The 23,097-nt window shown below is 57.4% G+C and carries 19 protein-coding genes; 8 read left to right on the top strand and 11 right to left on the bottom strand.

All coding sequences use genetic code 11. The annotated features are described in order from the left end of the window. Positions 1-60: 60 nt before the first annotated feature. Positions 61-2,937 carry a flavocytochrome c gene (locus tag MFP24_RS05045; protein ID WP_249229496.1) on the bottom strand — a complete coding sequence of 959 codons (2,877 nt, stop codon included), beginning with the start codon at positions 2,935-2,937 and terminating at the stop codon, positions 61-63. A 510-nt stretch (positions 2,938-3,447) separates the two neighbouring features. On the opposite strand from MFP24_RS05045, the gene MFP24_RS05040 reads away from it, so the two are divergent. Continuing rightward, positions 3,448-4,197 (top strand): GntR family transcriptional regulator, encoded by a 750-nt coding sequence (locus tag MFP24_RS05040; RefSeq protein ID WP_249229497.1) that lies wholly within the window; start codon positions 3,448-3,450, stop codon positions 4,195-4,197. Positions 4,198-4,209: 12 nt separating this feature from the next. Here MFP24_RS05040 and MFP24_RS05035 read toward each other — a convergent pair whose 3' ends face one another. Both MFP24_RS05035 and MFP24_RS05030 read right to left on the bottom strand, forming a co-directional pair. Then, positions 4,210-5,535: a 6-phospho-alpha-glucosidase gene (locus MFP24_RS05035; protein WP_249229498.1), complete on the bottom strand. Its 1,326-nt coding sequence runs from the start codon at positions 5,533-5,535 to the stop codon at positions 4,210-4,212. 34 nt (positions 5,536-5,569) lie between these two features. After that, complete coding sequence (locus tag MFP24_RS05030; RefSeq protein ID WP_249229555.1) at positions 5,570-7,165, bottom strand: PTS transporter subunit EIIC; 1,596 nt, start codon at positions 7,163-7,165, stop codon at positions 5,570-5,572. Positions 7,166-7,441: 276 nt separating this feature from the next. On the opposite strand from MFP24_RS05030, the gene MFP24_RS05025 reads away from it, so the two are divergent. The 3 genes from MFP24_RS05025 (at position 7,442) to MFP24_RS05015 (ending at position 12,671) form a co-directional block, all read left to right on the top strand. After that, positions 7,442-9,376, top strand: a complete 1,935-nt coding sequence (locus MFP24_RS05025) for an exoribonuclease II (RefSeq protein WP_249229499.1) — start codon at positions 7,442-7,444, stop codon at positions 9,374-9,376. A 67-nt stretch (positions 9,377-9,443) separates the two neighbouring features. Beyond that, the gene (locus MFP24_RS05020) at positions 9,444-10,361 is read left to right on the top strand and encodes an aldo/keto reductase (RefSeq protein WP_249229500.1); all 918 of its coding nucleotides are present in this window, start codon (positions 9,444-9,446) and stop codon (positions 10,359-10,361) included. 243 nt (positions 10,362-10,604) lie between these two features. After that, complete coding sequence (locus MFP24_RS05015; RefSeq protein WP_249229501.1) at positions 10,605-12,671, top strand: carbon starvation CstA family protein; 2,067 nt, start codon at positions 10,605-10,607, stop codon at positions 12,669-12,671. A 66-nt stretch (positions 12,672-12,737) separates the two neighbouring features. On the opposite strand, the gene araD is transcribed toward MFP24_RS05015, so the two are convergent. Then, on the bottom strand, positions 12,738-13,433 hold the full coding sequence (gene araD, locus MFP24_RS05010) for an L-ribulose-5-phosphate 4-epimerase (protein ID WP_249229502.1): 696 nt from the start codon (positions 13,431-13,433) through the stop codon (positions 12,738-12,740). A gap of 332 nt (positions 13,434-13,765) precedes the next feature. On the opposite strand from araD, the gene osmB reads away from it, so the two are divergent. Next, complete coding sequence (gene osmB / locus MFP24_RS05005) at positions 13,766-13,978, top strand: osmotically-inducible lipoprotein OsmB (RefSeq protein WP_249229503.1); 213 nt, start codon at positions 13,766-13,768, stop codon at positions 13,976-13,978. A 218-nt stretch (positions 13,979-14,196) separates the two neighbouring features. Here the strand turns inward: osmB and MFP24_RS05000 are convergent, their stop codons facing one another. Beyond that, a complete protein-coding gene (locus MFP24_RS05000; protein WP_136166263.1) occupies positions 14,197-14,727 on the bottom strand; it encodes an OsmC family protein in 531 nt (176 codons plus the stop codon). Positions 14,728-14,747: 20 nt separating this feature from the next. Then, positions 14,748-15,563 carry an ABC transporter ATP-binding protein gene (locus tag MFP24_RS04995; protein WP_249229504.1) on the bottom strand — a complete coding sequence of 272 codons (816 nt, stop codon included), beginning with the start codon at positions 15,561-15,563 and terminating at the stop codon, positions 14,748-14,750. A gap of 377 nt (positions 15,564-15,940) precedes the next feature. On the opposite strand from MFP24_RS04995, the gene MFP24_RS04990 reads away from it, so the two are divergent. Then, on the top strand, positions 15,941-17,005 hold the full coding sequence (locus MFP24_RS04990; RefSeq protein ID WP_249229505.1) for an ABC transporter substrate-binding protein: 1,065 nt from the start codon (positions 15,941-15,943) through the stop codon (positions 17,003-17,005). Between the two features lie 54 nt (positions 17,006-17,059). Next, positions 17,060-18,109, top strand: coding sequence for an ABC transporter permease (locus tag MFP24_RS04985; RefSeq protein ID WP_249229506.1), 1,050 nt, complete (start codon positions 17,060-17,062; stop codon positions 18,107-18,109). Positions 18,110-18,151: 42 nt separating this feature from the next. On the opposite strand, the gene yciH is transcribed toward MFP24_RS04985, so the two are convergent. The 4 genes from yciH to MFP24_RS04965 all read right to left on the bottom strand — a co-directional run bounded on the left by yciH (position 18,152) and on the right by MFP24_RS04965 (position 20,905). Further along, positions 18,152-18,481, bottom strand: coding sequence for a stress response translation initiation inhibitor YciH (gene yciH, locus MFP24_RS04980; protein WP_249229507.1), 330 nt, complete (start codon positions 18,479-18,481; stop codon positions 18,152-18,154). A 3-nt stretch (positions 18,482-18,484) separates the two neighbouring features. Next, positions 18,485-19,222, bottom strand: a complete 738-nt coding sequence (pyrF, locus tag MFP24_RS04975; protein WP_249229508.1) for an orotidine-5'-phosphate decarboxylase — start codon at positions 19,220-19,222, stop codon at positions 18,485-18,487. A gap of 194 nt (positions 19,223-19,416) precedes the next feature. Continuing rightward, positions 19,417-20,586: a lipopolysaccharide assembly protein LapB gene (gene lapB, locus MFP24_RS04970; protein ID WP_249229509.1), complete on the bottom strand. Its 1,170-nt coding sequence runs from the start codon at positions 20,584-20,586 to the stop codon at positions 19,417-19,419. Positions 20,587-20,599: 13 nt separating this feature from the next. Then, positions 20,600-20,905, bottom strand: coding sequence for a LapA family protein (locus tag MFP24_RS04965; RefSeq protein ID WP_009112455.1), 306 nt, complete (start codon positions 20,903-20,905; stop codon positions 20,600-20,602). A gap of 193 nt (positions 20,906-21,098) precedes the next feature. On the opposite strand from MFP24_RS04965, the gene MFP24_RS04960 reads away from it, so the two are divergent. Continuing rightward, the gene (locus MFP24_RS04960) at positions 21,099-22,043 is read left to right on the top strand and encodes a sugar-binding transcriptional regulator (protein ID WP_249229510.1); all 945 of its coding nucleotides are present in this window, start codon (positions 21,099-21,101) and stop codon (positions 22,041-22,043) included. A gap of 35 nt (positions 22,044-22,078) precedes the next feature. Here the strand turns inward: MFP24_RS04960 and MFP24_RS04955 are convergent, their stop codons facing one another. Then, complete coding sequence (locus tag MFP24_RS04955) at positions 22,079-23,077, bottom strand: sugar phosphate isomerase/epimerase family protein (RefSeq protein WP_249229511.1); 999 nt, start codon at positions 23,075-23,077, stop codon at positions 22,079-22,081. Between the last annotated feature and the right edge of the window lie 20 nt (positions 23,078-23,097).

Below are 23,097 nucleotides of genomic sequence, written 5' to 3'. Positions count from 1 at the left end.
TCGCCCGCAGAAGTGGTCGGAACAGAGAGGCGCCCTGGCGGACGCGCTCTCCCGCACTAATCAGTCTTCAATCAGCACCGGCCGTTTCTCCGCCGCGCCGGGCGCTTTTGCGGCGCTGTTACCGGCATCGGTTGCCCGCGCATTATCCGGCGATCTGGCGTAGGCCGCCGCCCGTTTGCCGGCCTGAATGCCGAAAATAATGATATCCGCCACCGCGTTGCCGCCAATACGGTTGGCGCCGTGAATACCGCCGACCACTTCCCCGGCGGCGTAGGCGCCGGGAATGGCGTTATTATGGCTGTCCAGCACTGCGGCGCCGGCATCGATCGCCACGCCGCCCATGGTGTGGTGAACGCCCGGCGCGACTTTAATGGCGTAGTAAGGCGCCTGATTCAGCGGATCGCGCATTCCCGTCACCCGGCCAAAATCGTCGTCGCGTTTCTGGCTGACGAAGCTGTTGTAGCGCTCAAGCGTCTGTTGCAGCGTATCCGCGTCGACGCCAATCTGTTGCGCCAGCTCGCCGACGCTTTCGCCGCTTACCGCCAACCCCTGAGCCACATACTCCTCCACCGCCATATTTCTGTTTCTCACCTGCTGATCGAACAGGATATAGGCGTATTTCTCCGGCAGGTTAACGATCGCCGCCGAAACGTTGTCGCGGGTATCCAGCTCGTTGAAGAATCGCTCCCCGCGCTGGGAAACCAGAATGGCGCCGCCGCCGCGGATCGATTCGGAGATCAGATAAGAGGTCGTTTGCTCCACCGTCGGGTGGGTCTGGATTTCTCCCATATCGACCGTGGCCGCGCCGATATTCTCCAGCAGGCGAATACCGCCGCCGGTCGCGCCCTTATGATTGGTGGTGACGTAGCCGTTCAGGTCGGGACGATATTTGACCACCATCTGCTCATTGGCGCTGAATCCCCCCGTCGCCACGATAACGGCTTTTGCGGCAATGACTTTTTCCTCATGCTCGTCATTGACGATGCGAACGCTGGCGACCTTACCCTGCTCGCGGATGATTTCCGTTACCGAGGTATCCAGCAGGACGTCGATATTGTGCTTGTTGAGGTTTTTAATCAGCCCGCTGATTAAATAGCCGCCGACGGCCGCCCCGTTGGCCGGCCGGTGCGTTCTGTCAACGCTCATGCCGCCGGTGGTGGTAATGTCGCTCAGTTCAATATCGTGTTCGGCGAGCCAGTCAACGGCGCGCGGCGCATGCTCGACGAAATATTTCACCAGGTCGGGGTTATTTTTCTGTTTGCCGCTTTTCAGGGTTTCGTTATAGAAAAGGGTTTGGCTGTCTTCAATGCCTTTAAGCTGCTGGAATACCGTTCCGGCGGCGTTCATCCCGGCGGAGGCCTTAATGGTATTGCCGCCGATAACCGGCATTTTTTCGACGATAATGACGCGCGCGCCCTCTTCGCTGGCCTGAATCGCCGCCGCCAGTCCGGCGCCGCCGCTGCCGATCACCACCACGTCGGCCGCCAGACCCGCATCCGGGTCGCCGCCTTCGGCGATAATCGCGTCCTTGCAGGATTTCACCATCGCCTTGGTGACGGCCTTTTTAATCGCTTCGCTCTGCGTGGTCGCGCCGGTTACCGCATCAACGTGCGGGCTGTTGGTGTCCAGAATCCGCTCGCGAATTATTTCAAAACTTATCATCAGCGAATCGTCAATATCGGCGTCGTCTTCCAGCGCGATATTTTTTATCCGCTCGGCTTCAAAGCTGATATTAACCGTCAGTTCGCCATTTTCATCCCGGACTTTTTCCTGATAAGTTCCGGCATTGAATTTCTTCCCGACTAAATTGACGTCGCGGATCATCGCTTCCACCAGCGAAAAACGCCACAGCGGTTCAGGGATCGTTAATGCTTCGCGCTGGTCGCTGGGGATATAAAGATCGATTTTTTCCCGGGCGGAAATCTGTTCAATCCAGTCAGGATAAGCGATACAGCCGCGGCCCACGGCGACCAGGTCATAGCCGCATTCCAGCGCCGTTTCGGCATCCGCTTTATTAACCACTTCGCCGACGCCGATTACCGGAATAGCGGCCAGCCGGGCCGAGCGTTTTGCGAGATATTTTTTAATCAACGGCGTAGGGTCGCCGGTCTCGACGATGGACGGACGCAAAATATGCCCCATGGAGAAGTGCACATAGTGCAAACCTTTTTCCGCCAGTTTCTCCAGCAGATACAGCGAATCTTCAAAACGAATGCCGGGCTCTTCTATTTCTTCCGGCGAGAAGCGATAACCGATAATAAACCCGCGGTCCGCATACTTATTAACCCTATCATGGGTGATATCCAGCACGGCCAGCGGAAACGCCGCGCGATTATCCCGACTGCCGCCCCATTTATCGGTGCGGTGATTGGAATTGGGAGAATAGAACTGCTGAATAAGGTAGGTATTGGCGCCGTGAATTTCCACGCCGTCATAGCCGGCCTGAATGGCGCGGTATACCGCATCGCCAAACTTGGCGACCATCGCCTCGACCTCATCCCCGCTCAACGCCTCGGGAACCGCCGCGCCGGCGCGCGGCGCGGCCACGGCGCTGGGGGCCACCGGCGAGGCGCCGCCGATAAAGCGCGGCTCCACCATGCGCCCGCCGTGATAAATTTGCAGTATCGCCTTCGACCCTTTTTCTTTAATCGCCGCCGCGATTTTCGCCAGCCCGGCGATTTTATCGTCGTGGTCTATTCCTATCGCTCCGGGGAAAGCCAGCCCCCGGTCATCCACAAAGCAGCACTCCACGATAACCGTGCCGATACTTCCCGCGCGGGCCTGATAATATTCCACCAGCTCTTTGGTTACGCTGCCGTCAAAAAAGCCGCTGCAGGTGGTCATCGGCGCCATAACCACCCTATTTTTCAGCGCGATGCCGTTTGGCAGGGTGAAAGAATTTAATAAGTCCCGGTTACTATTCGTCGTATTCTTCATAGCGAACGCTCCACTTAAAAATAAAAAATTGCTCAAAAATAAATCAACCATGAAGCCATGATTTTTATGATAATTAGTTATTTTGGCTGATAGTTTTCGGGCTAATTATGTGTTTTTTTTTAATGTAAAAATACGTTTTTTTACTATTTTAACTGCCGGATAGAATCACTTTTTACAGGGTTATTGGCGCAATTGTTTTTAAAATTAATATTCGCTATTTTTTATTAACATTTATTTATCTTGATACCAACTTAAATAGCATTATCAATCACGAAAATATCGCGAAAATATAATGCTGAGAGAATGATTTTTATACCGTGCTATTTAACAACATTTATTGTGTGGATATAAAATAAGCACATATAATGCAAGGACATTGATATATTCGCCGGCCGCCTGTTTATTATATCGCCGCCGCCGCGTTAATATTAATCAACGGGACGGCGGTCCTTGTATAGATAACTGCCCGCCTATACTATTCAGACTGGGCAGTTGGGAGAGCCGCATCCGATGATCGATAAACACTCTTTTATCCCTTTTTATCTGCAAATCGAGCAGATTCTAAGCCGCCAGATCCGGGAAAATGCGCTGCGGCCCGGCGATCCATTGCCTACCGAAGCGGAAATGTGCCGGCAATATCAGGTTTCGCGCATGACGGCGCGCAAAGCGGTGGATTATCTGGTCAGACAGGGATTGGTCGAGCGTTTTCGCGGCCGCGGCACCTTTGTCGCCCGGCCGGATACCCGCGTCAAAGTTCAACTGCCGCTGGATCAGCACCTGACCTCCAGCGAGGTCGCCAGCAGCGTCCGGCGGAAGGTCGTCAATCGTTTGCTGCATTTTTCCCAGCAACCCGCCACGCCGGAGGTCGCAGCCGCGCTCCAGGTGCCGGAACAGGCCGCGGTTCACTATATGCTGCGCCTGCGGCTGATTGACGGCACGCCCTTTGTTTATGAACAATCCTGGATGAATCAGGCGCTGTTTCCCGACCTGAGTACCCAGGCGCTCAGTCAGTCGAAATACGCCTACCTCAAGTCAAAAGGCTATGACGCCGTCGGCAGCCATAAACAGATATTCGCCGAGCTTCCCTCGGCCGAAATACGCGAAGCGCTGGGGCTGGCGCGCGATGAACCGGTGCTGCGCGCCAGCGTGATCGCCTTTTTCGCCGACGGCGTTCCCTTTGAGCTGTCGAACGTCTATTACAACCAGCGGTACTATACCTTTACGCTCGACGCGCCGCCGCGTCCGCTGCTGGCGCTATAACCTCCCCGGCGGCTACTTCAGCTGCGGCCAATAGCCTTTGTTGGCTTCAATCAGCGCATCCAGCACCTGGCGGGCTTTTTTGGCGTCCACCACCAGCCGGTTAAGGGTCAGCGCCTGCAGCGCCTTGTGATAAGAGCCCTCAAACCAGGCCTCGACCGTCAGGCGCTCATAGGCGAACTGCTGCTCGATCATCCCCTTGTAGAAGGTCGGGATGGGACCGACGCCGAAAGGCCGCGGGCCGTTGATGCCCAACGTGGCGGCCACCTCCACCATCGCGCTATCATCCAGATTGTTTATCAGGCCGTTGTTTTCCACAATCACCACAAAAATCCGCCGCTGGTTGCCGGCGATCGACTCCGCGACCTCGACGATCATGTCGCCGTGGGCGTCGTTGTGCACCACGCTGGCGTCTTTAGTGGTGCCGGCCTGCACCGCGGCGCGGCAGGTTTCAAATACCCGCTTCTCCCTTCCGGCCATCACCTCGTTGGCGCGGGTATAGTTCGGGTCCAGCTTGCTCAGCTTATACTCGGGATAGAGGTAATATTGCAGATAGGTGTTGGGCAGATAGTCGGGGAAATCGCGCATCATGTCGGCAACCACCGCATAGGTGTCCAGCCATGAGCGATCGCGCTGCTCCGCGTCCGCCGGTTTAAACCCCTGATTGAGAATAATCTCTTGCAACTGCGGCAGCAGGTCCGTTCCCTGCCGGTCATACAGATGGGTAAACCAGCCAAAATGGTTAAGACCGAAGTAGACCGGTTCGAACTCATCGGCGTCGCGTCCCAGCAGCCGGGCGTAAGAACGCAGCAAATTGACCGGCTGATCGCAAATATTGAGGATGCGCCGATCGTGGGGAAATTTCACCCGCAGCGCATCGGCGACGATCGCCGCCGGATTGGTGTAATTAAGGATCCACGCGTCCGGCGAACGGGCTCGGACGTTCTGCACCAGTTCAATCATGTCGCCGATGGAGCGCATGCCATAGGCGAAACCGCCGGGGCCGCAGGTCTCCTGCCCGATAACCCCCAGCGACAGCGGGATTTTCTCGTCCTTTTCGCGCATGGCATAACCGCCGGTGCGCATCTGGCAGAAAACAAAATCCACCTCGCGGAACGCCTCTTCCACATCGGTAGTGTAGTAAAAGTCCACCTCCGGGTACTCTTCGCTGAACAATAGCCGGGCAAAGTCGCCGATCACCGCCTGCCGCCCGGCGTCGACGTCATACATCACCAGCCGCCGCAGCGGAAACGTGGCCTGACGTTTGCACAACGCTTTTAGCAGACCCGGCGTCCAGGTCGATCCGCCACCGACGATTACCATGCTGTACCGCTTTGTCATAGCCCTATCCTGTTTGGTTTGATTGAAAGAAAGGTTACCCTGTCACGCCAAGCGCGCTTTTGACGTCATTGGCGATTTTCTCCACTTTCGGACCGTAAATAACCTGGATGTTATGCTCATTAACCCGCTTGATGCCGTTGGCGCCGGTGGTCATCAAGGTTTTGTCCACCACCAGCGTCATGTCTTTTACCTGCACGCGCAGACGGGTAAAGCAGCAATCCACCTCGGCGATATTGCTCTCGCCGCCCAGTCCGGTGATGATGTTTTGCGTGCGCTGGTCGGCGCTGACGGCGGTGGCTTCCGGCGGCTGCTCTTCCGACTCCCGTCCCGGCGTCTCGACGTTCATGCGACGGATAACCAGCTTGAAGATGAAGTAGTAGGCCAGGAAGTAAATCACCCCAAGCAGCACGGCATACCACCAGCGGGTTTCCGCCCCGCCCAGCACGCCGAACACCACCAGGTCAATCGCCCCGCCCTGAATATTGCCGATCATCAGATGCAGCACGGACATCAGCATAAAGGAGAGCCCGCTCAGTACGGCGTGGATCAGATATAACAGCGGCGAGACAAAAATAAAGCAGAACTCCAGCGGTTCGGTGATGCCGGTGGTGAACGAGGCCAGCGCCCCGGCCAGCACCAGCGCCTTCACCCGTTTTTTATGCTTTGGCTGAGCGCAGTGATACATCGCCAGCGCCGCCCCCGGCAGACCGAACATCATGATCGGGATCTTGCCTTGGGCGAGAAACCGGGTTGCTTCGCGAATAGCGTCGTCGCTCACCGCGCCGGGGTTCGTCAGCGACGCATTAAAGATATTCAGCGCGCCCACCACCGTTTGATTATCGATGGTGGCGATGCCGCCAATCGGCGTAAAACGCACCGTTTCATTCAGAATATGATGCAGCCCGGTCGGGATCAGAATGCGTTCCGAAAAACCGTATAGAAACGCGCCATACTGCCCGCTGTGGCCGATCAGTTCCCCCACCCAGGCGATGCCTTTGCCGATGGTCGGCCAGATCAGCGCCAGTCCGACGCCCACCAGCGGCAGGCACACCACGGTGATGATGGGCACAAAGCGCCGCCCGCCAAAAAAGCTGATGGCCGTGGGCAGTTCAATGGTGTAGAAGCGGTTGTGCAGCAGCGCGGTGAGCACCCCGGCGATCACCCCGCCCAGTACGCTCATGTTATAGGTGAAGATCCCCAGCGTTTGGGTGAATTCGGCGGCGTACATCAGCGCGGCGGTGTGGTCCATCCCCGCCGCGGTAAGCGCGTCGACGGCGGTGGTGGCGGGCGTCAGGTTTTGCGCGGTAAGCGTCGCCTTGACCCCGACGTGCATGGAAATAAAGCCGATCACCGCGGCGAACGCCGCCGTCGGCTTCTCGGCGTTCGCCAGGCCGATGGCGCTGGCGACGGCGAAAAACAGCGGCAGGTTGGCAAACAGCGCGCCGGCGATCTGGCGAATAAAGCCGATGATCAACTGGGGAATTTTCATCTCCGCGAAGGCGTCGCCGGTGATGGCCGGGTTTTGCATCGCCGCCGCCAGTCCCAGGAAAATCCCGGCGGCGGCGATCACCGAAATCGGCATCATCAGCGCCTTGCCGAAAGCATGAACCTTATTGCCCAAATCTTTCATCATTTGCCCTTCCTGTTTTCCGCTACTGGTTAAGTAATAGCTGGAAAACGGCACTATTTGTCTATACAACTAGACAAAAAATTCACAGTTTGCGCCTGGTCACATTTTCCTCAATAATTCATCACCCGCTATCGCGCCGTCGCCAACGGCCCGGCGCGCCGCGAGCGGCCTATCCGTACGCCGGATCATCCGCACATCAAGCTTGCCGCCGGCCCCCGATTCGCGTAAAACTGTCTGCCGCTAATCGAGCTACTTATAACCGTATTTCTGGACGCTATGTTTCAAGATAATCCGCTGCTTGCACAGCTAAAACAGCAACTTCATTCGCAGACGCCACGGGTTGAAGGTGTCGTCAAAGGCACAGACAAAGGGTTTGGCTTTCTGGAAGCTGACGGACAAAAAAGCTATTTCATCCCGCCGCCGCAGATGAAAAAAGTGATGCACGGCGACCGCATCAGCGCCACGCTGCACACCGATAAAGATCGCGAAATCGTCGAGCCTGAAAAGCTGATTGAGCCTTTCCTGAGCCGCTTTGTCGGCCGCGTTCAGAAAAAAGACGATCGCTTGGCGATTATTCCCGACCATCCTTTATTGAAAGAGGCCATCGGCTGCCGCCCCGCCCGCGACCTCGGCCATCAGTTCCAGGACGGCGACTGGGCGGTGGCGGAGATGCGCCGCCATCCGCTCAAGGGCGACCGCGGTTTTCATGCCGAATTGACCCAGTACATCACCACCGGCGACGATCCGCTGGCGCCGTGGTGGGTGACATTGTCACGCCATAATCTGGAACGCGCGGCCCCTGACGCCGCGACCAGCGAGCTCAACGACGGCGCGCTGGTGCGCGAAGATCTCACCGCCCTGAATTTCGTCACCATCGACAGCGCCAGCACCGAGGATATGGATGATGCGCTGTACGTGCAGGACAACGACGACGGCTCGCTGCTGCTGACTATCGCCATCGCCGATCCCACCGCGTACGTCGAAGCCGGCAGCGAGCTGGATAACATCGCCCGCCGGCGCGCCTTCACCAATTACCTGCCCGGCTTCAATATTCCGATGCTGCCGCGCCAGCTGTCCGACGATATCTGCTCGCTGCGCGCCGACGAACGCCGTCCGGTCCTCGCCTGTCGCGTCACCATCGCCGCCGACGGCACGCTGGGAGACGATATTCACTTCTTCGCCGCCTGGATCGAATCCAAAGCCAAGCTGGCCTACGACGACGTATCCGACTGGCTGGAGCAACAGGGCGAATGGCAGCCGCCGAGCGACGCCATTGCGCAACAAATTCGCCTGCTGCACCGCGTCTGCCTGGCGCGCAGCGAATGGCGCAAGGCCCACGCGCTGGTATTCAGAGACCGTCCGGACTACCGCTTCCTGCTGGGCGAAAAAGGCGAAGTGCTGGATATCGTCGTCGAACCGCGGCGCATCGCCAACCGCATCGTCGAAGAGGCGATGATCGCCGCCAACGTCTGCGCGGCCGTGGTGCTGCGCGACCGGCTGGGATTCGGCATCTACAACGTCCATAACGGCTTTGACCCGGCGACCGTCGAACAGGCGGTGGCGGTACTGGATTCGTTTGGCGTGCGGACCGATGCGCAGTCATTGCTGACCCTTGACGGTTTCTGCGCCCTGCGCCGCGAACTGGATGCGCAGCCCACGCCGTTCCTGGACAGCCGCATCCGCCGCTTCCAGTCATACGCCGAAGTCAGCACCACGCCGGGGCCGCATTTCGGGCTGGGATTGGAAGCCTACGCCACCTGGACCTCGCCGATTCGTAAGTATGGCGATATGGTCAACCATCGGTTGCTGAAAGCGGTGATCGCCGGACAGCCGGCGGAGAAACCGCAGGACGAGGTGACCGTGCAGCTCGCCGAGCGCCGCCGTCTTAACCGTATGGCCGAGCGGGACGTCGGCGACTGGCTCTATGCCCGTTTCCTGAATGATAAGGCCGGCAGCGGCGCCCGCTTCCCGGCGGAAATCATCGATGTGACTCGCGGCGGCCTGCGCGTTCGCCTGCTGGATAACGGCGCGGTGGCGTTTATTCCCTCCTCCTTTGTCCACGCGGTGCGCGACGAACTGGTTTGCAGCCAGGAGAACGGCACGGTGCTGGTAAAAGGCGAAGAGGTTTACCGCCAGGGCGATACCCTGGATGTGGTTATCGCCGAGGTTCGCCTCGCCACCCGCAGCATCATCGCCAAACCCGCCGCATAATGTTCCTTTGCCGCCGGCTCATTCGTGGGCCGGCCACGGCATATTTTTCTATAGCAGGAGATTGCAGGTGAAAAAAATCACAATAGGCGCATCCAGGTTACACGCGTCGAATATTGCTCTAGGCTGCATGAGAATGGATTCGCAAACGCCGGATCGGGCCGCCGCCGTTATTCGGGCCTCGATTGACGCCGGAATCGATTTTTTCGATCATGCGGATATTTACGGCGCGGGGAAATCAGAAGAGATTTTTGCCGCCGGATTGCAGAAAACCGGCGTCAGCCGCGACGCTATCCTGCTGCAATCCAAATGCGGCATCCGCAAAGGCTTTTTCGATTTTTCCCGAGAGCACATCATCTCCTCGGTGGAAGATAGCCTGCGGCGCTTGAAAACCGACTACCTTGACGCCCTGCTGCTGCATCGTCCGGATACCCTGTTCGAACCCGACGAGGTGGCCGAGGCCTTCGATGCGCTGGAAAAAAGCGGCAAAGTGCGTTATTTCGGCGTCAGCAATCAGCATCCGCTGCAAATCGAACTGCTTAAAAAAGCGGTGCGCCAGCCGTTGATCGCCAATCAGCTTCAGTTCAGCATTATGCACACCGGCATGATTGACGCGGGCTTTAACGTCAATATGACCAACGCGTCCGCCGCCGATCGCGACGGCGCCATTCTGGAATATAGCCGGCTGCACGATATGACCATCCAGGCATGGTCGCCGTTTCAATACGGGTTCTTCGAAGGCGTTTTTCTGGATAACGAAAAATTTCCTGAGCTGAACGCCGTTATCGACCGTATCGCCGGCCGGTATCAGGCAAAAAACACCACCATCGCCGTCGCCTGGATCTTGCGCCACCCGGCCAATATGCAGGCGATCGTCGGCAGTATGAACCCTGCGCGCATTCAGGATATCGCGCTCGCGTCCGAGCTGCGGCTGAGCCGTGACGAGTGGTATGAGATCTACCGCGCGGCGGGTAACGTTCTTCCCTGACCGATCGTCAGCCCTGTGATTAACCGCAGGGCTTTCTTACTACAACAAATTCCGCGTTTATCACCCACCTTTCACGCTGTTTTACAGATAGTAATCGCCTGCGCGTTTAAATTTCTTTACAGAAATTTATGGTTGCTCACATTTTCATATCCGGCCGCTTCTCTTCGGCAACAAACCCACTATTGTTAAATTGCCTTAACACTCGCGCTACACATCTTCCTGAGTAACGAAGGAGCCGTTGTTATGAATAACGTCAAGAGCATCGTGATCTGGCTGTTGGTTGGATTGGCGGGGGCTATCGCGTTCGCCATGCTGGCCCTGAGCCGCGGTGAGCACGTGAATGCCGTATGGTTGGTTGTCGCATCCGTAGCTTGTTACAGCATCGCCTATCGTTTCTACAGTCTATTTATCGCCAAGAAAGTCTTTGAACTCGACGACCGGCGTCTGACGCCGGCGGAACGCCATAATGACGGACTGGACTACGTTCCCACCAATAAATGGGTGCTGTTCGGTCACCATTTTGCCGCCATTGCCGGCGCCGGCCCGCTGGTCGGCCCGATCCTCGCCGCGCAGATGGGATTCCTGCCCGGCACCATCTGGATTTTAGTCGGCGTGATGCTTGCCGGCGCGGTGCAGGATTTTCTGGTGCTGTTTATCTCCACCCGCCGCGACGGGCGTTCCCTGGGAGAAATGGCGAAACAGGAGCTGGGCGCCTTTGCCGGGGTAATTACCATGCTTGGGGCGCTGGGGGTCATGATCATTATCCTCTCGGCGCTGGCGCTGGTGGTGGTAAAAGCGCTGGCGGACAGCCCCTGGGGACTGTTCACCATTGCCGCGACCATTCCGATCGCTCTGTTTATGGGCGTTTATATGCGCTTCCTGCGTCCGGGAAAAATCGCCGAGATATCCCTTATCGGCTTCGTGCTGATGATGCTGGCGATTGTTTATGGCGGCAATATCGCCGCGCATCCCTACTGGGGCCCCTTCTTCACTTTGAAAGGCACCTCGCTGACCTGGGCGCTGGTGATTTACGGCTTTATCGCCTCCGTGCTGCCGGTGTGGCTGCTGCTGGCGCCGCGTGACTATCTCTCCACCTTTCTGAAAATCGGCGTTATCGTCGGGCTGGCGGTGGGCATCGTCTTCGCCATGCCGGAGATGAAAATGCCCGCCGTTTCCCGCTTTATCGACGGCAGCGGTCCGGTATTCTCCGGCAGCCTGTTTCCTTTCCTGTTTATTACCATTGCCTGCGGCGCGATTTCCGGTTTCCATGCGCTGGTTTCCAGCGGCACCACGCCGAAACTGGTGGAGCGCGAGAGCCATATCCGCTTTATCGGCTACGGCGCCATGCTGATGGAGTCTTTTGTCGCCATTATGGCGTTAATCTGCGCCTCGGTGATTGAACCCGGCGTTTATTTCGCCATGAACTCGCCGGCGGCGCTGATCGGCACCACGGTGGAAAATGCCTCGCAGGTGATTAACAGCTGGGGATTCGTCATTACGCCGGAAGCCCTTTCCGGGATTGCCAGAGACGTGGGCGAAGCCTCGGTGCTGTCGCGCGCGGGCGGCGCCCCTACCTTCGCGGTGGGAATGGCTTATATCATTACCGAAATCTTTAACAGCCGGGCGATGATGGCTTTCTGGTACCACTTCGCCATTCTTTTTGAAGCGCTGTTTATTCTCACCGCCGTGGACGCCGGCACCCGCGCCTGCCGCTTTATGGTGCAGGATCTGGTGGGCGTGGTGATCCCCAGGCTGGCGAACAGCCATTCGTGGCTGGGCAATCTGGCGGGCACCACCGTCGCCGTCTCCGGCTGGGGCTTCTTCGTCTATCAGGGGGTTATCGATCCGCTGGGCGGCATCAATACCCTGTGGCCGCTGTTCGGCATCGGCAACCAGATGCTGGCGTCCATGGCGCTGATTCTCGGCACCGTGGTGCTGTTCAAAATGAAAAAACAGCGCTATGCCTGGGTGACCATCCTGCCCACTATCTGGCTGTTCATTACCTCGATGACCGCCGGCTGGCAGAAAATTTTCCATGAACAGGCCAATATCGGCTTTCTGGCTCAGGCCAGGCGTTTCTCCGCCGGTATTGAGCAAGGCACGCTGATCGCCCCGGCCAAAACCATCAAGGATATGGAGACCATCGTGTTCAGCAACCAGATTAACGCCGCGCTGTGCGGGTTCTTTATGCTGGTTGCCGTCACCATGCTGATATCGGCGCTGTTTGTTATCCGCCGCGCGCTGAAAAGCGCGAAGCCGACGGCTCAGGAAACGCCGGCCGTATTCCGCGAGGAAGCGCCGCATGGTTAAGCCAGGCGGTTAGTATTCGGTCCCGACAAAATCCCTCCGCAACGGAGGGTTTTTTTCTTGCGGCGCTTATTGTCCGTAGTAGGCGTTTTTACCGTGCTTGCGCAGGTAGTGCTTATCCAGCAGCGTTTGCTGCATGGCGCCCAGGTCCGGCGTCAGCTGGCGCGAGAATATGCCCATATAGGCAATTTCCTCCAGCACCACGGCGTTATGCACGGCGCCGGCGGCGTCTTTTCCCCAGGCAAAGGGACCGTGCGAATTCACCAGCACCGCCGGAATATCCGTCGGGGAAAGCCGGCGGGAATGAAAGGTTTCCACAATGACCCGGCCGGTCTGCCATTCGTAACGCCCGTTAATCTCGTCATCCGTCATTAAACGGGTACAGGGAACGGCGCCATAAAAATAATCGGCGTGGGTGGTGCCCCAGGCGGGAATATCTCTGCCGGACTGCGCCCAGATGGTGGCATGGCGGGAATGGGTGTGAACTATACCGCCGATGGCGGGGAACTCCAGGTACAGCACCCGGTGGGTATCGGTATCGGAAGAGGGTTTTTTCGTCCCGGCGACCACGTTGCCGCTCGCCAGTTCCACCACCACCATGTCATCCACGGTCATCGCGGCATACTCGACGCCGGACGGTTTAATCACCATCAGACCACTTTCCCGGTCCACCGCGCTGACATTTCCCCAGGTAAAGGTCACCAGGCGATGCTGCGGCAACGCCAGATTGGCTTCCAGTACCCGTTGCCTGAGTTCATCTAACATCGTCCGCCCTCTCAATGGTGTTTAACGCCATTCTCCCGGCCGCCGGGCAGCGCCGCTATGGGCTAAATCGCTAAAGATCCGGCAGCGTTCTGCTGTAACGCGATATTTATTTTCATTCCGGCGGCTAAAAAACAACCATCTTTACCAATTGTTGCTATCGTTATCCTAATGTAAGGGAATTAAGATTTTTTACCTGTTGCGGTTTTTACCGAGCATTATACTCGTCACCAGGCCACGGAAGGCGCGGTACGCTTATTTAATGTGGTAAAAGTGTTGCATTACGATATTTCCTCACTGAAAAAAAAGTGAGGTCGAGAGTGAAAGGGGAAAATATGAAACTGAACAAACAATTTGCCAGCGCGGCTTTAGCCATCGTACTGTCAGTGGCGCTGGTCGGCTGCTCGAATATGTCCAAGCGCGACCGTAATACCGCGATTGGCGCAGGCGCAGGCGCGGTCGGCGGGGCCATTTTAACCGACGGCGGCACCTTAGGCACGCTGGGCGGCGCCGCCATCGGGGGGATTATCGGCCGTCAGGTTGATTAAACATGTAAATCACCGTCATCGTTTTTATGAAATGGAGCCGAAACGGCTCCATTTCAGACCATTGACAAAGTAGCCATTGGTAATAGCGAATCCAAATCCGTCATTCCTGCGTAGGCAGGAATCTTCCTGATATCAACGCATTAGCTGAAAAAGAACCCCGCCTGCGCGGGGATGACTATGCCGGAGTGGGTTTGTCAGCAACCTCATTTCATTTTCCGTCAGGCGGCGACGTGCCGATAGCGGATCGTCCCTTCCAGCGGCTGCGGACGTTTAATCAGATTCAGCACCGGACACCAGGTTTCCACCGCCTGATGCAGAGCGGTAATTTCCGCTTCATCGGCCGACGAGTCTATTTCCACCGTATAGCGCAGATTAAAAGGATAAAAGGGAATATCTTCATAACCCTCCTTCCCGGCGCGTAAATCAACATCAGCCTGCACTTCAACTTCCAGTCGGGAAAGCGGAATTTGCCGATCTGCCGCATGAATCAGAAATATATGCGTCAGACAGCTGGATAACGAACCAATAAAAATTTCCGGGGAAGCGGGCCCAAGATTATATCCGGCAAAATCCGGCGGGCTGTCGCTGATAATATGATGTTCGCGAATACGAATATGTCGAATCCCGCTGCGCCCTTCCGCCGTGGCGCGGGCGGTAATCGTCTCCGGTTTTATCGTTGCCGGATCGCGGGCATTGCGAATCAACAGCGCCGCCCTTTTTTGCGCCAGATATTCATTCAGATCGCTCATCGTCACTCCTGGTTAAAATATTACGCGGTCGGTTCAATATTGTCTTCCATTCCCAGTAATTCCAGCACCTGGGTACGCAGCTCAACCAGGTGAGGATCGTTACGGCGGCGCGGATAAGGCAAGGTCACCTCGATGGTTTGCAAAATACGCGCCGGGCGCGGGCTGAAAACAACCACTTTATTGGCCAGCAACAGCGCCTCTTCCACATCGTGCGTCACCATTAGCGCGCTGTAGCCGCTCTCCTGCCACAGACTGAGCAATTCCCCCTGCATGCGAATGCGGGTCAGGGAATCCAGTTTGCCGAGGGGCTCATCCAGAATCAGCAGGCGCGGCTTGTTCACCAGCGCTCTGGCCAGCGAGGCGCGTTGCGCCATTCCGCCCGATAGCTGGCGCGGCCAGGCGCGGGCGAACTGATCCAGGCCGACATGCTGCAAAAAGCGATCGACGCGCTGTTTCCCCGCCTCATCCAGCTCCCCGCGCGCCTGAAGCCCCAGCGCGACGTTCTGCCAGACGGTGCGCCACGGATAGAGCGTCGGGTCCTGGAACACCACCACCCTGGTGGGATCGGGACGGGTGATGGGCTCTCCGTCGGCCAGCAGTTGCCCCTGCAAGGGTGTTTCCAGACCGGCGATCAGGCGCAGCAAAGTAGACTTGCCGCAGCCGGAGGGACCCAGCAGCGCGATAAACTCACCCGGCGCCACCGAAATGGAGACATCGTTCAGTACCGGCAGAATACTGCCTTCCAGGGTAAACGCATGGCTGACGTGATTAACCTCTAAATTTAATCCGGATAAATTTTCCTTATTGGCGCTAGCAGCGGCACGAGTAATAGCCATAACGAGTACACTCCCGAAAATAATCATTTCCGTTAAATAAAAAAAATCAATGACGTTGACGTTTGCATGAAAATAAATTCATGGGCCGGCGCCGGGAAACTTTATCCTGGCCTCAGGATAGAATAAAGCGTTCTGTTTTAGGTAGCATAATTATGAATAAGCATTGCCAGATAACGCCAGATGTATTAATAACGTTAAATACATCACAAAAATAATAATATCGATCTGTTATGAATATTTCAGAATATTAAATTACATAAAGTTATTTATTATTTCCCGCCAAATGACATTTTATAAGGACATATAGCCGGTCTCTTCCTTTCCATGAGCAACACAGTTTATCTATAAGATATTTACCTAAAACAAGGGGCATGTTTATGTCTGATCGCGCATTTTTACTTTCAAGACGACGCTTTCTGGCGTCACTGGGTGTTGCCGGCGCCGGCGCTGCGGCCGGACTGAGCGCATTTTCCGCGCTGGGCGCGCAGCCTGCCGCTCCGACGCAGAACGCCGCGCTCACCACCATAAAGCTGGCATGGGGTCAGACGGCGGTCTGCCAGGCGCCCATCTCCGTGGCGCTCAGGCAGGGACTGTTTGAAAAATACGGTCTGAAAGTGGAGCCGGTGAATTTCAGCGGCCCGACCGACGCGCTGTTGCAGGCCATCGCCACCGGCCACGCCGACGGCGGCATCGGTATGGCGCTGCGCTGGCTGAAACCGCTGGAACAGGGATTTGACGTTAACCTGACCGCCGGCACCCACGGCGGCTGCATGCGCTTACTGGTGGCGCGCGGCAGTAATATCGGCAGCATTGCCGATCTGGCCGGAAAATCGGTGGCCGTCACCGATCAGGCCAGCCCGGTGCGCAACTTCTTCGCCATTCAACTGGCGAAACAGGGGATCGATCCCGATCGGCAGGTGAATTGGGTGCAGTATCCCGCCGATCTGTTCGGCGAAGCCCTGCGCAAGGGGGAAGTTCAGGCGATTGCCGGCGAGGACCCGCAATCATGGCTGATCAAGCGCAACGACCAGTTGGTGGAAATTTCCAATAATCTGGTGGGCGAATACGCCAATACCACCTGCTGCGTGCTGGGTCTGCGCGGCTCGCTGGTACGCGAGCGGCCCGAGATCGCCAGAGCCATTACCCAGGCCATTGTGGATGCACAGCAGTGGACGGCCGACCATCCGGCGGAGACGGCGGAAATCTTCGCGCCTTACCTGCCCAGCAATATTCCGGCCCAGGATATCGCCACCATCCTCACCGAGCATACCCACAACCATCACTCAACCGGCGAACAGCTGCGCAAAGAGGTGGCTTTTTATGTCAATGAGCTGAAAACCATCAAGGTCATACGACCGGATACGGATGCCGAAAGTTTCGCCGTTCACTATGTGCCGGACGTGCTGAACGCCGCCGGGAACGCCAAGCACGCCCATTCCTGATCCGGCGCGGCAGGTCATATGTGAATTCACCACTTTCGGCTAGCGGGAGAGTCTATGTCGGATAAATCTCTTTTATCGGAGAGCCGCGTCCATTCATCTTCGGATGCGCCCAGTGAGGTTCGCGGCGTCTCGCCATTCTGGTACAGCGGGCTGATCGCCGCACTGCTGTGGGGGGCGCTGGCGCTGCTGATATTGCTGTGGCCGGATAAGGTCAGCGGCTTCGTCAAGCCGCGCTATGTCGCCGAAACCAACGTTATCGTCGCGGTGTTTGCGGCGATCATTCTGTCGCTGGCGCTGCTGGAGCGGCTCCCTGGTCTGCGGCTGTTTTTCCGGCCGGTGACCAAAACCGTGCGCAACAGCGGTCGCTGGCTGATTGCGCTGGCGTTGCTGTCCACCCTGTGGGAAATCGCGACGGCGAAACTCGGCCTGTTGCCCGTTCCCTTTTTCGCCGCGCCCCATGCGCTTGTTGAGGCCTACGCCACCGACTGGGTCCGGCTGGGCGAAAGCGTGCTGCATTCGCTCAGGCTGCTGGGGCTGGGGTTCCTGTTCGGCAGCGTCGCGGGATTTATTACCGGCGTGGCCATCGGCTGGTCGCAGGTGCTGGGCTATTGGGTTCATCCGGTGCTGCGCTTTCTCGGACCGGTTCCGCCCATTGCCCTGCTGCCGCTGTCGCTCTATATTTTTCCCTCCAGCTTTGCCGCGGCGATTTTTTTGATCGCCCTGGCCAGTTGGTTCCCGCTTACGGTATTAACCTGGTCCGGCGTGGCCAGCGTGGATAAAAATTACTACGACGTGGCGCGCACCCTGGGGGCGGATTCCCGCTTTCTGATCCTGCGCGTGGCGATCCCCGCCTCGCTGCCGCACGTGTTCACTGGCCTGTTTATGGGGCTCGGCGCCTCTTTTTCGGTGCTGGTTACGGCGGAAATGATCGGCGTGAAGGCGGGACTGGGCTGGTATCTGCAGTGGGCGCAGGGCTGGGCGGCCTACTCCAATATGTATGCCGCGCTGATTGTGATGGCGATACTGTTTTCTTCCCTGATAACGCTGCTGTTCGCCATTCGCGATCGCCTGCTGGCATGGCAAAAAGATGCGGTCAAGTGGTGAGCGGCCGGTTTTACGGCGCCGGGGCAGGCGACGCCGCCTGCCTCATCCGCCGGCCAGCTTGACCCGCATTCCCTTCGCTTCCAGCAGCTGTTTGAGCAGGTCGCGCTTGTCGCCCTGAATTTCGATGACGCCGTCTTTCACCGCGCCGCCGCAGCCGCACTTTTTCTTTAATTCGGCCGCCAGCTTATCCAGCGCGGCGTCGTCAAGATCGATGCCGCTGATTACGCAAACGCCTTTTCCCTTACGTCCGCTGGTCTGACGCTGAATACGCACGATGCCGTCTCCCCGGGGGCGGGCGACTTTCTCTTCTTGCTGATTGATGCGCCCGGTCTCCGTGGAGTACACCAGGCGGCTGTTGTCGTCACCGCTCATTTCTCACTCCTCCGCCGTCAGCGAGGCGCGGATATCGCGCAGGGTTTGCGCCGGATCGGCGGACTGGGTAATCGGCCGGCCGATCACCATATAATCCACCCCGGCCTGCTGCGCCTGCAGCGGCGTCATAATCCGCCGCTGATCGCCTGCCTCGCTGCCCGCCGGACGAATGCCCGGCGTAACCAGTTTAAACTGTTCGCCGCATAGCTGTTTCAGACGCTGCGCCTCATGGGCGGAACAGACCACGCCGTCGAGACCGCAGTTATAGGCCAACTGCGCCAGCCGTTCCGCCTGCTCCGCCGGGCTGGCGGTGATGCCCAGTTCGCGCAGATCTTCCGCTTCCATACTGGTCAGCACCGTCACGGCGGTCAATAACGGCGCGTCGCCGGCGAATGGCGATAGCGCGTCTTTCGCCGCCATCATCATTCTCGCTCCGCCGCTGGCGTGCACATTCACCATCCATACCCCAAGATCGGCCGCCGCGGCGACGGCATGGGCGACGGTATTGGGGATATCGTGAAATTTCAGATCGAGGAATACGTCAAAGCCCCGCTGCCGAAGCGATTGCACAAACGCCGGGCCAAACAGGGTGAACATCTCTTTGCCGACTTTTAACCGGCAGTCCCGCGGGGAGATACGGTCGACAAACGCCAACGCCGCCGCTTGATCGGCATAGTCCAGCGCCACAATAATCGGGGATGATGCAGATTGGTTATTCCGTTCTCTGTTCTGGTTTTTCACGTGTCACCCGTTGCTGTTAGCCATGATTCGCGTTCAAAATTCCCGCCGCATTCTACATGCCCGGTGGCGGAAATCCCAGCCGCCTGTTAAGCGAATGCCTTTATCGATAGCCGCTGAAACGGCGGATTTGCGGCATTGTTTAGTATGTTGTAACTAAATAGTTCAATCTGCTAGGTTTCGGGACCACAATAGCGTTACTGGCCGTCCAGGCCGCGGATTGGTTTGATGCTTGCCCAGGAGCGGCAGGAAGGACAGTGCCAGTAGAGCGACTGCGAGGTGAAGCCGCACTTGCGGCAGGTATAGCGCGGTTTGGTGCGGATTTGCTCCCCCACCATGTCGCGCAGCACCAGCAGGCTCTCTTTTGCCCGGCCGTCCTCCGCGTCGTTGAGGTGAAAATCCATCAGCCGATGAAATACGCGCATCGTCGGGTGGCGCTGAAGCTGGCGGGTGATGTATATCTGCGCCGCTTCCGTCCCCTGCTCCTGCTCAAGAATATCGCCCAGCAACAGCTCCGCGGTCGCGCCGGTGTTCTCCTCCACGCAGCGTTTCAGAAACTCGGCCCAGACCTGAGGCTGCTGCAAATGCTGATAGCACTCCTGCAGCATCGGCAACGTTTCACTGACCAGCTCTTTATCCTGGTCGAGCACCTGTTGCAGCGAGTCTACGGCGCGGGGATACTGCTGCTGCGCCATATAGATGCGCCCCATCATAATCGATATGCGGGCGCACTGTTTATCCGCCGCGGCACCCTTTTTCAGCAACGCCAGCGCCTTGTCCAGGTCGTCGCTTCCCATCATGAGCAGCGCCTGCTCGCAGTAGAAATGCGCAATATCCACCCGCAGTTGATCTTCACCCATTTTGACCAGCTTTTCCGCCACATCAATGGCGTTTAGCCAGTCGCTGGTGGCCTGGTGGATCAGCAAAAGCTGCTGCAAGGCGCTGCGGCGGAAATCCTCTTCATCCACCAGTTGGTTGAAAATTTCTTCGGCGCGGTCATACAGCCCGGCCGCCATATAGTCGCGCCCCAGTTGCTGTACCGCCAGTAAACGCTGCTCGAAGGTAAGCGAGGTGCTTTCGGTCAAGGCCTGATGAATGCGGATGGCGCGATCGACTTCGCCGCGGGAACGAAACAGATTGCCCAGCGTGAGATGGGCTTCAAAGGTGTTGCTGTCGTCCTTGAGCATGTCGAGAAACAGTTCGACGGCTTTATCCTGCTGGTTGGATAGCAGAAAGTTCACCCCGGTGACGTACTCACGCGACAGGCGGTTGGACTCCTGCTCTTTGTCCTGCTGCGCACTTCTGCGGCCCATGTACCAACCGTAAGCGGCGGCCACAGGCAGCAACAGAAACAGCAGTTCTAACATAGAGAATGATTCCTTAGTGGGTGGCGGGCTGTACCGGCGCCACGCTTTCCTCGTTAGAGGCAGAGAGTTGTTGTTCCAGACGCTTGATTTTACGTTGCGCGCGGCCTAATGCAATGCGCTGACGAAGATAAAACAGACCGCAGATTACCCAGCCAAGGATAAATCCCAGCGCAAACAGGGTGGCGAGCAGCGTTGATACGCGATAATCCCCTTGCGCCAGCAGATAATTAAACGTAATCACCCGATCGTTGTGCGCGCCCAGTGTGACAGAAATGATGAATATCGCCAGCACGAGTAAAAAAATCAGCAAATATTTCACGTTTTCTTTCCTGTTATTTCCTATTAACTAAATGAATTATGCCAAATTTTGGCGATATACCCTATTAAATTACCATTTCCCCGACCGGCTGGGAAATCTCGCCCCCTGCCGTATGCCGCGACTGTCGCCTGCGCTTGTTATTTATTCCAAGCTGAATAAAAATGATAGGCGCGCGTCAACCGGAGGGGTAAAAATGTCAAAACAGGACGAACAGCGGCTGTTGGTCAAGATCGCCACGCTTTATTATAGCGAAGGGATGAAACAATCAGAAATCGCCGACGCCCTCCATTTGTCGCAATCTTTTGTATCCCGCGCCCTTACCCGCTCGGTTAAAGATGGGGTGGTCAAAATCAGCGTGGTTCAGCCCGCCAATATGTTTATGGCGCTGGAATCGGCCATTCAGAAACGCTACGCCATCGACCAGGCAATTGTGGTCGATGTGGCCGATACTGCCAACCTTTCCCAGGTGAAACAGGCCATTGGTTCGGCGGCGGCCCATTATCTGCAGACCAGTATCCGCCCTGACGATCTGGTGGGCATCTCATCGTGGAGCAGCACGCTGCGCGCGATGGTGGATAATCTCCACCCTCTCGGCACCAAGGCGCGGGGCGTGATTCAATTACTCGGCGGCGTCGGCCCCAACGGCAACGTGCAGGCCACCATCCTGACGCAAACCCTGGCCAACCTGCTCAACTGCCCGGCCTATCTGCTGCCGGCGCAAAGTATAGAACGCTCGGTGGAAGATCGCACCCGGCTGATTACCAGCGATGAAGTGTCCAGCGTAGTGGCCAAATTCAGCGACGTCAGCCTGGCCCTGGTTGGCATTGGCGTACTGGAACCCTCGCAGCTGTTAAAAAATTCCGGCAACTATTACCACGAAGAGATGCTGCAGTTATTGGCGCGGCGCGGCGCGGTGGGCGACCTGTGCCTGCACTACTATAACGCGCAGGGGGAACCGGTATTGCTGGATGGGGAAGATCCGGTTATCGGCATGGCGCTGCCGCAGTTGCGCCGCTGCCCGCGGGTGGTCGCCCTGGCCGGCGGCGTGGACAAGAGCGCCGCCATTCGGGGCGCGTTGACGGGCAACTATATCGACGTGCTGATTACCGACCGGCTGACGGCCGAATCGCTGGTGTAATATGCCCGCCGGAGAACCCGGCGGGCGGTCTATCCCTATTCTTCGACGTTGATCGACGAGAGCAGCGCATCCTGTACGATACGCTGCGCCCGTAAGGCATCCTGCGCTTCCTGCGCCGCCTGCAGCGCGGGAATATCCAGTTTATCCAGCGCCCGGTAGACGTGTTTCAGAAAGCGGATCGATAGCCGGGCGGCTTCGACGTGATTTTCGCGGAAGGGGAACTGATCCAACTGCCAGACGCCCTGCCAGTTATTGATTTTTAGTACATAGAAGAATTCGAAAATTTCGGTCATATGCACGGTGCCGACCACCAGGTCGTCGTCCCAGCCGCGCAGATTGTCATTGACGTCCATGCCGAATAAGCGGCCGCGATCGATGATTAACTGAGCAGAGTCGGCGGGAGATTCGCCGCCGTACAGCGCGTGACCGAAATCCAGCAGCACGCCGACGTTATCCAGACCGATATCTTCGATGCCCAGCAGCGTGCGGGCGGCGGAGTCCCAGGTCATTTTGACGCGCGGTTCACGCGGTTTATATTCAATGGCGAATTTAACGTCCGGGTTGGCGCCGGCCAGATCGCGCATGCCGTCGACCGCCAGTTTCCACAGGTTTTTATGGCTTACCTGAAACGGATAGTCCCAGCCATCCTGTCCCGGCCAGACTTTGACGTAATTCGCGCCCAGTTCACGCACAACGCCGGCCGACTCATTCATCAGTTCAAAGGCCGCCGCCCGCGCCGCGGCATCGGGGTTGGTAAACGCGCCGCGCGACCATTTACGCAGATAGATTTCCGGCGTGATGCCAATCGCTTTTAACCCGGCGTCTTTCAGGGCGTCTTTTACTTCCGCCAGCGTGACGCCGGGCGTGAACGGATAGGGTAAATCGACATATGAGAGCTCGCCGACCTCTTTCGCCGCTTTAATCTGATCCAGCGTACTCAGCGCCGGACCATAGCCATCGACGGCGTAACGATCGATATAGTTGGCGAAATGCCATAAACCGGCGCCGAATTCAGGATAGGTGTAGGTTGCCATAATTAAGTCGTCCTCATTTA

This window comes from Brenneria tiliae (assembly GCF_023347575.1).
Taxonomy (GTDB): Bacteria; Pseudomonadota; Gammaproteobacteria; order Enterobacterales; family Enterobacteriaceae; genus Brenneria; species Brenneria corticis.
The sequence above is the reverse complement of the archived record's forward strand: the minus strand, read 5'-3'. Positions and strand labels throughout refer to the sequence as shown.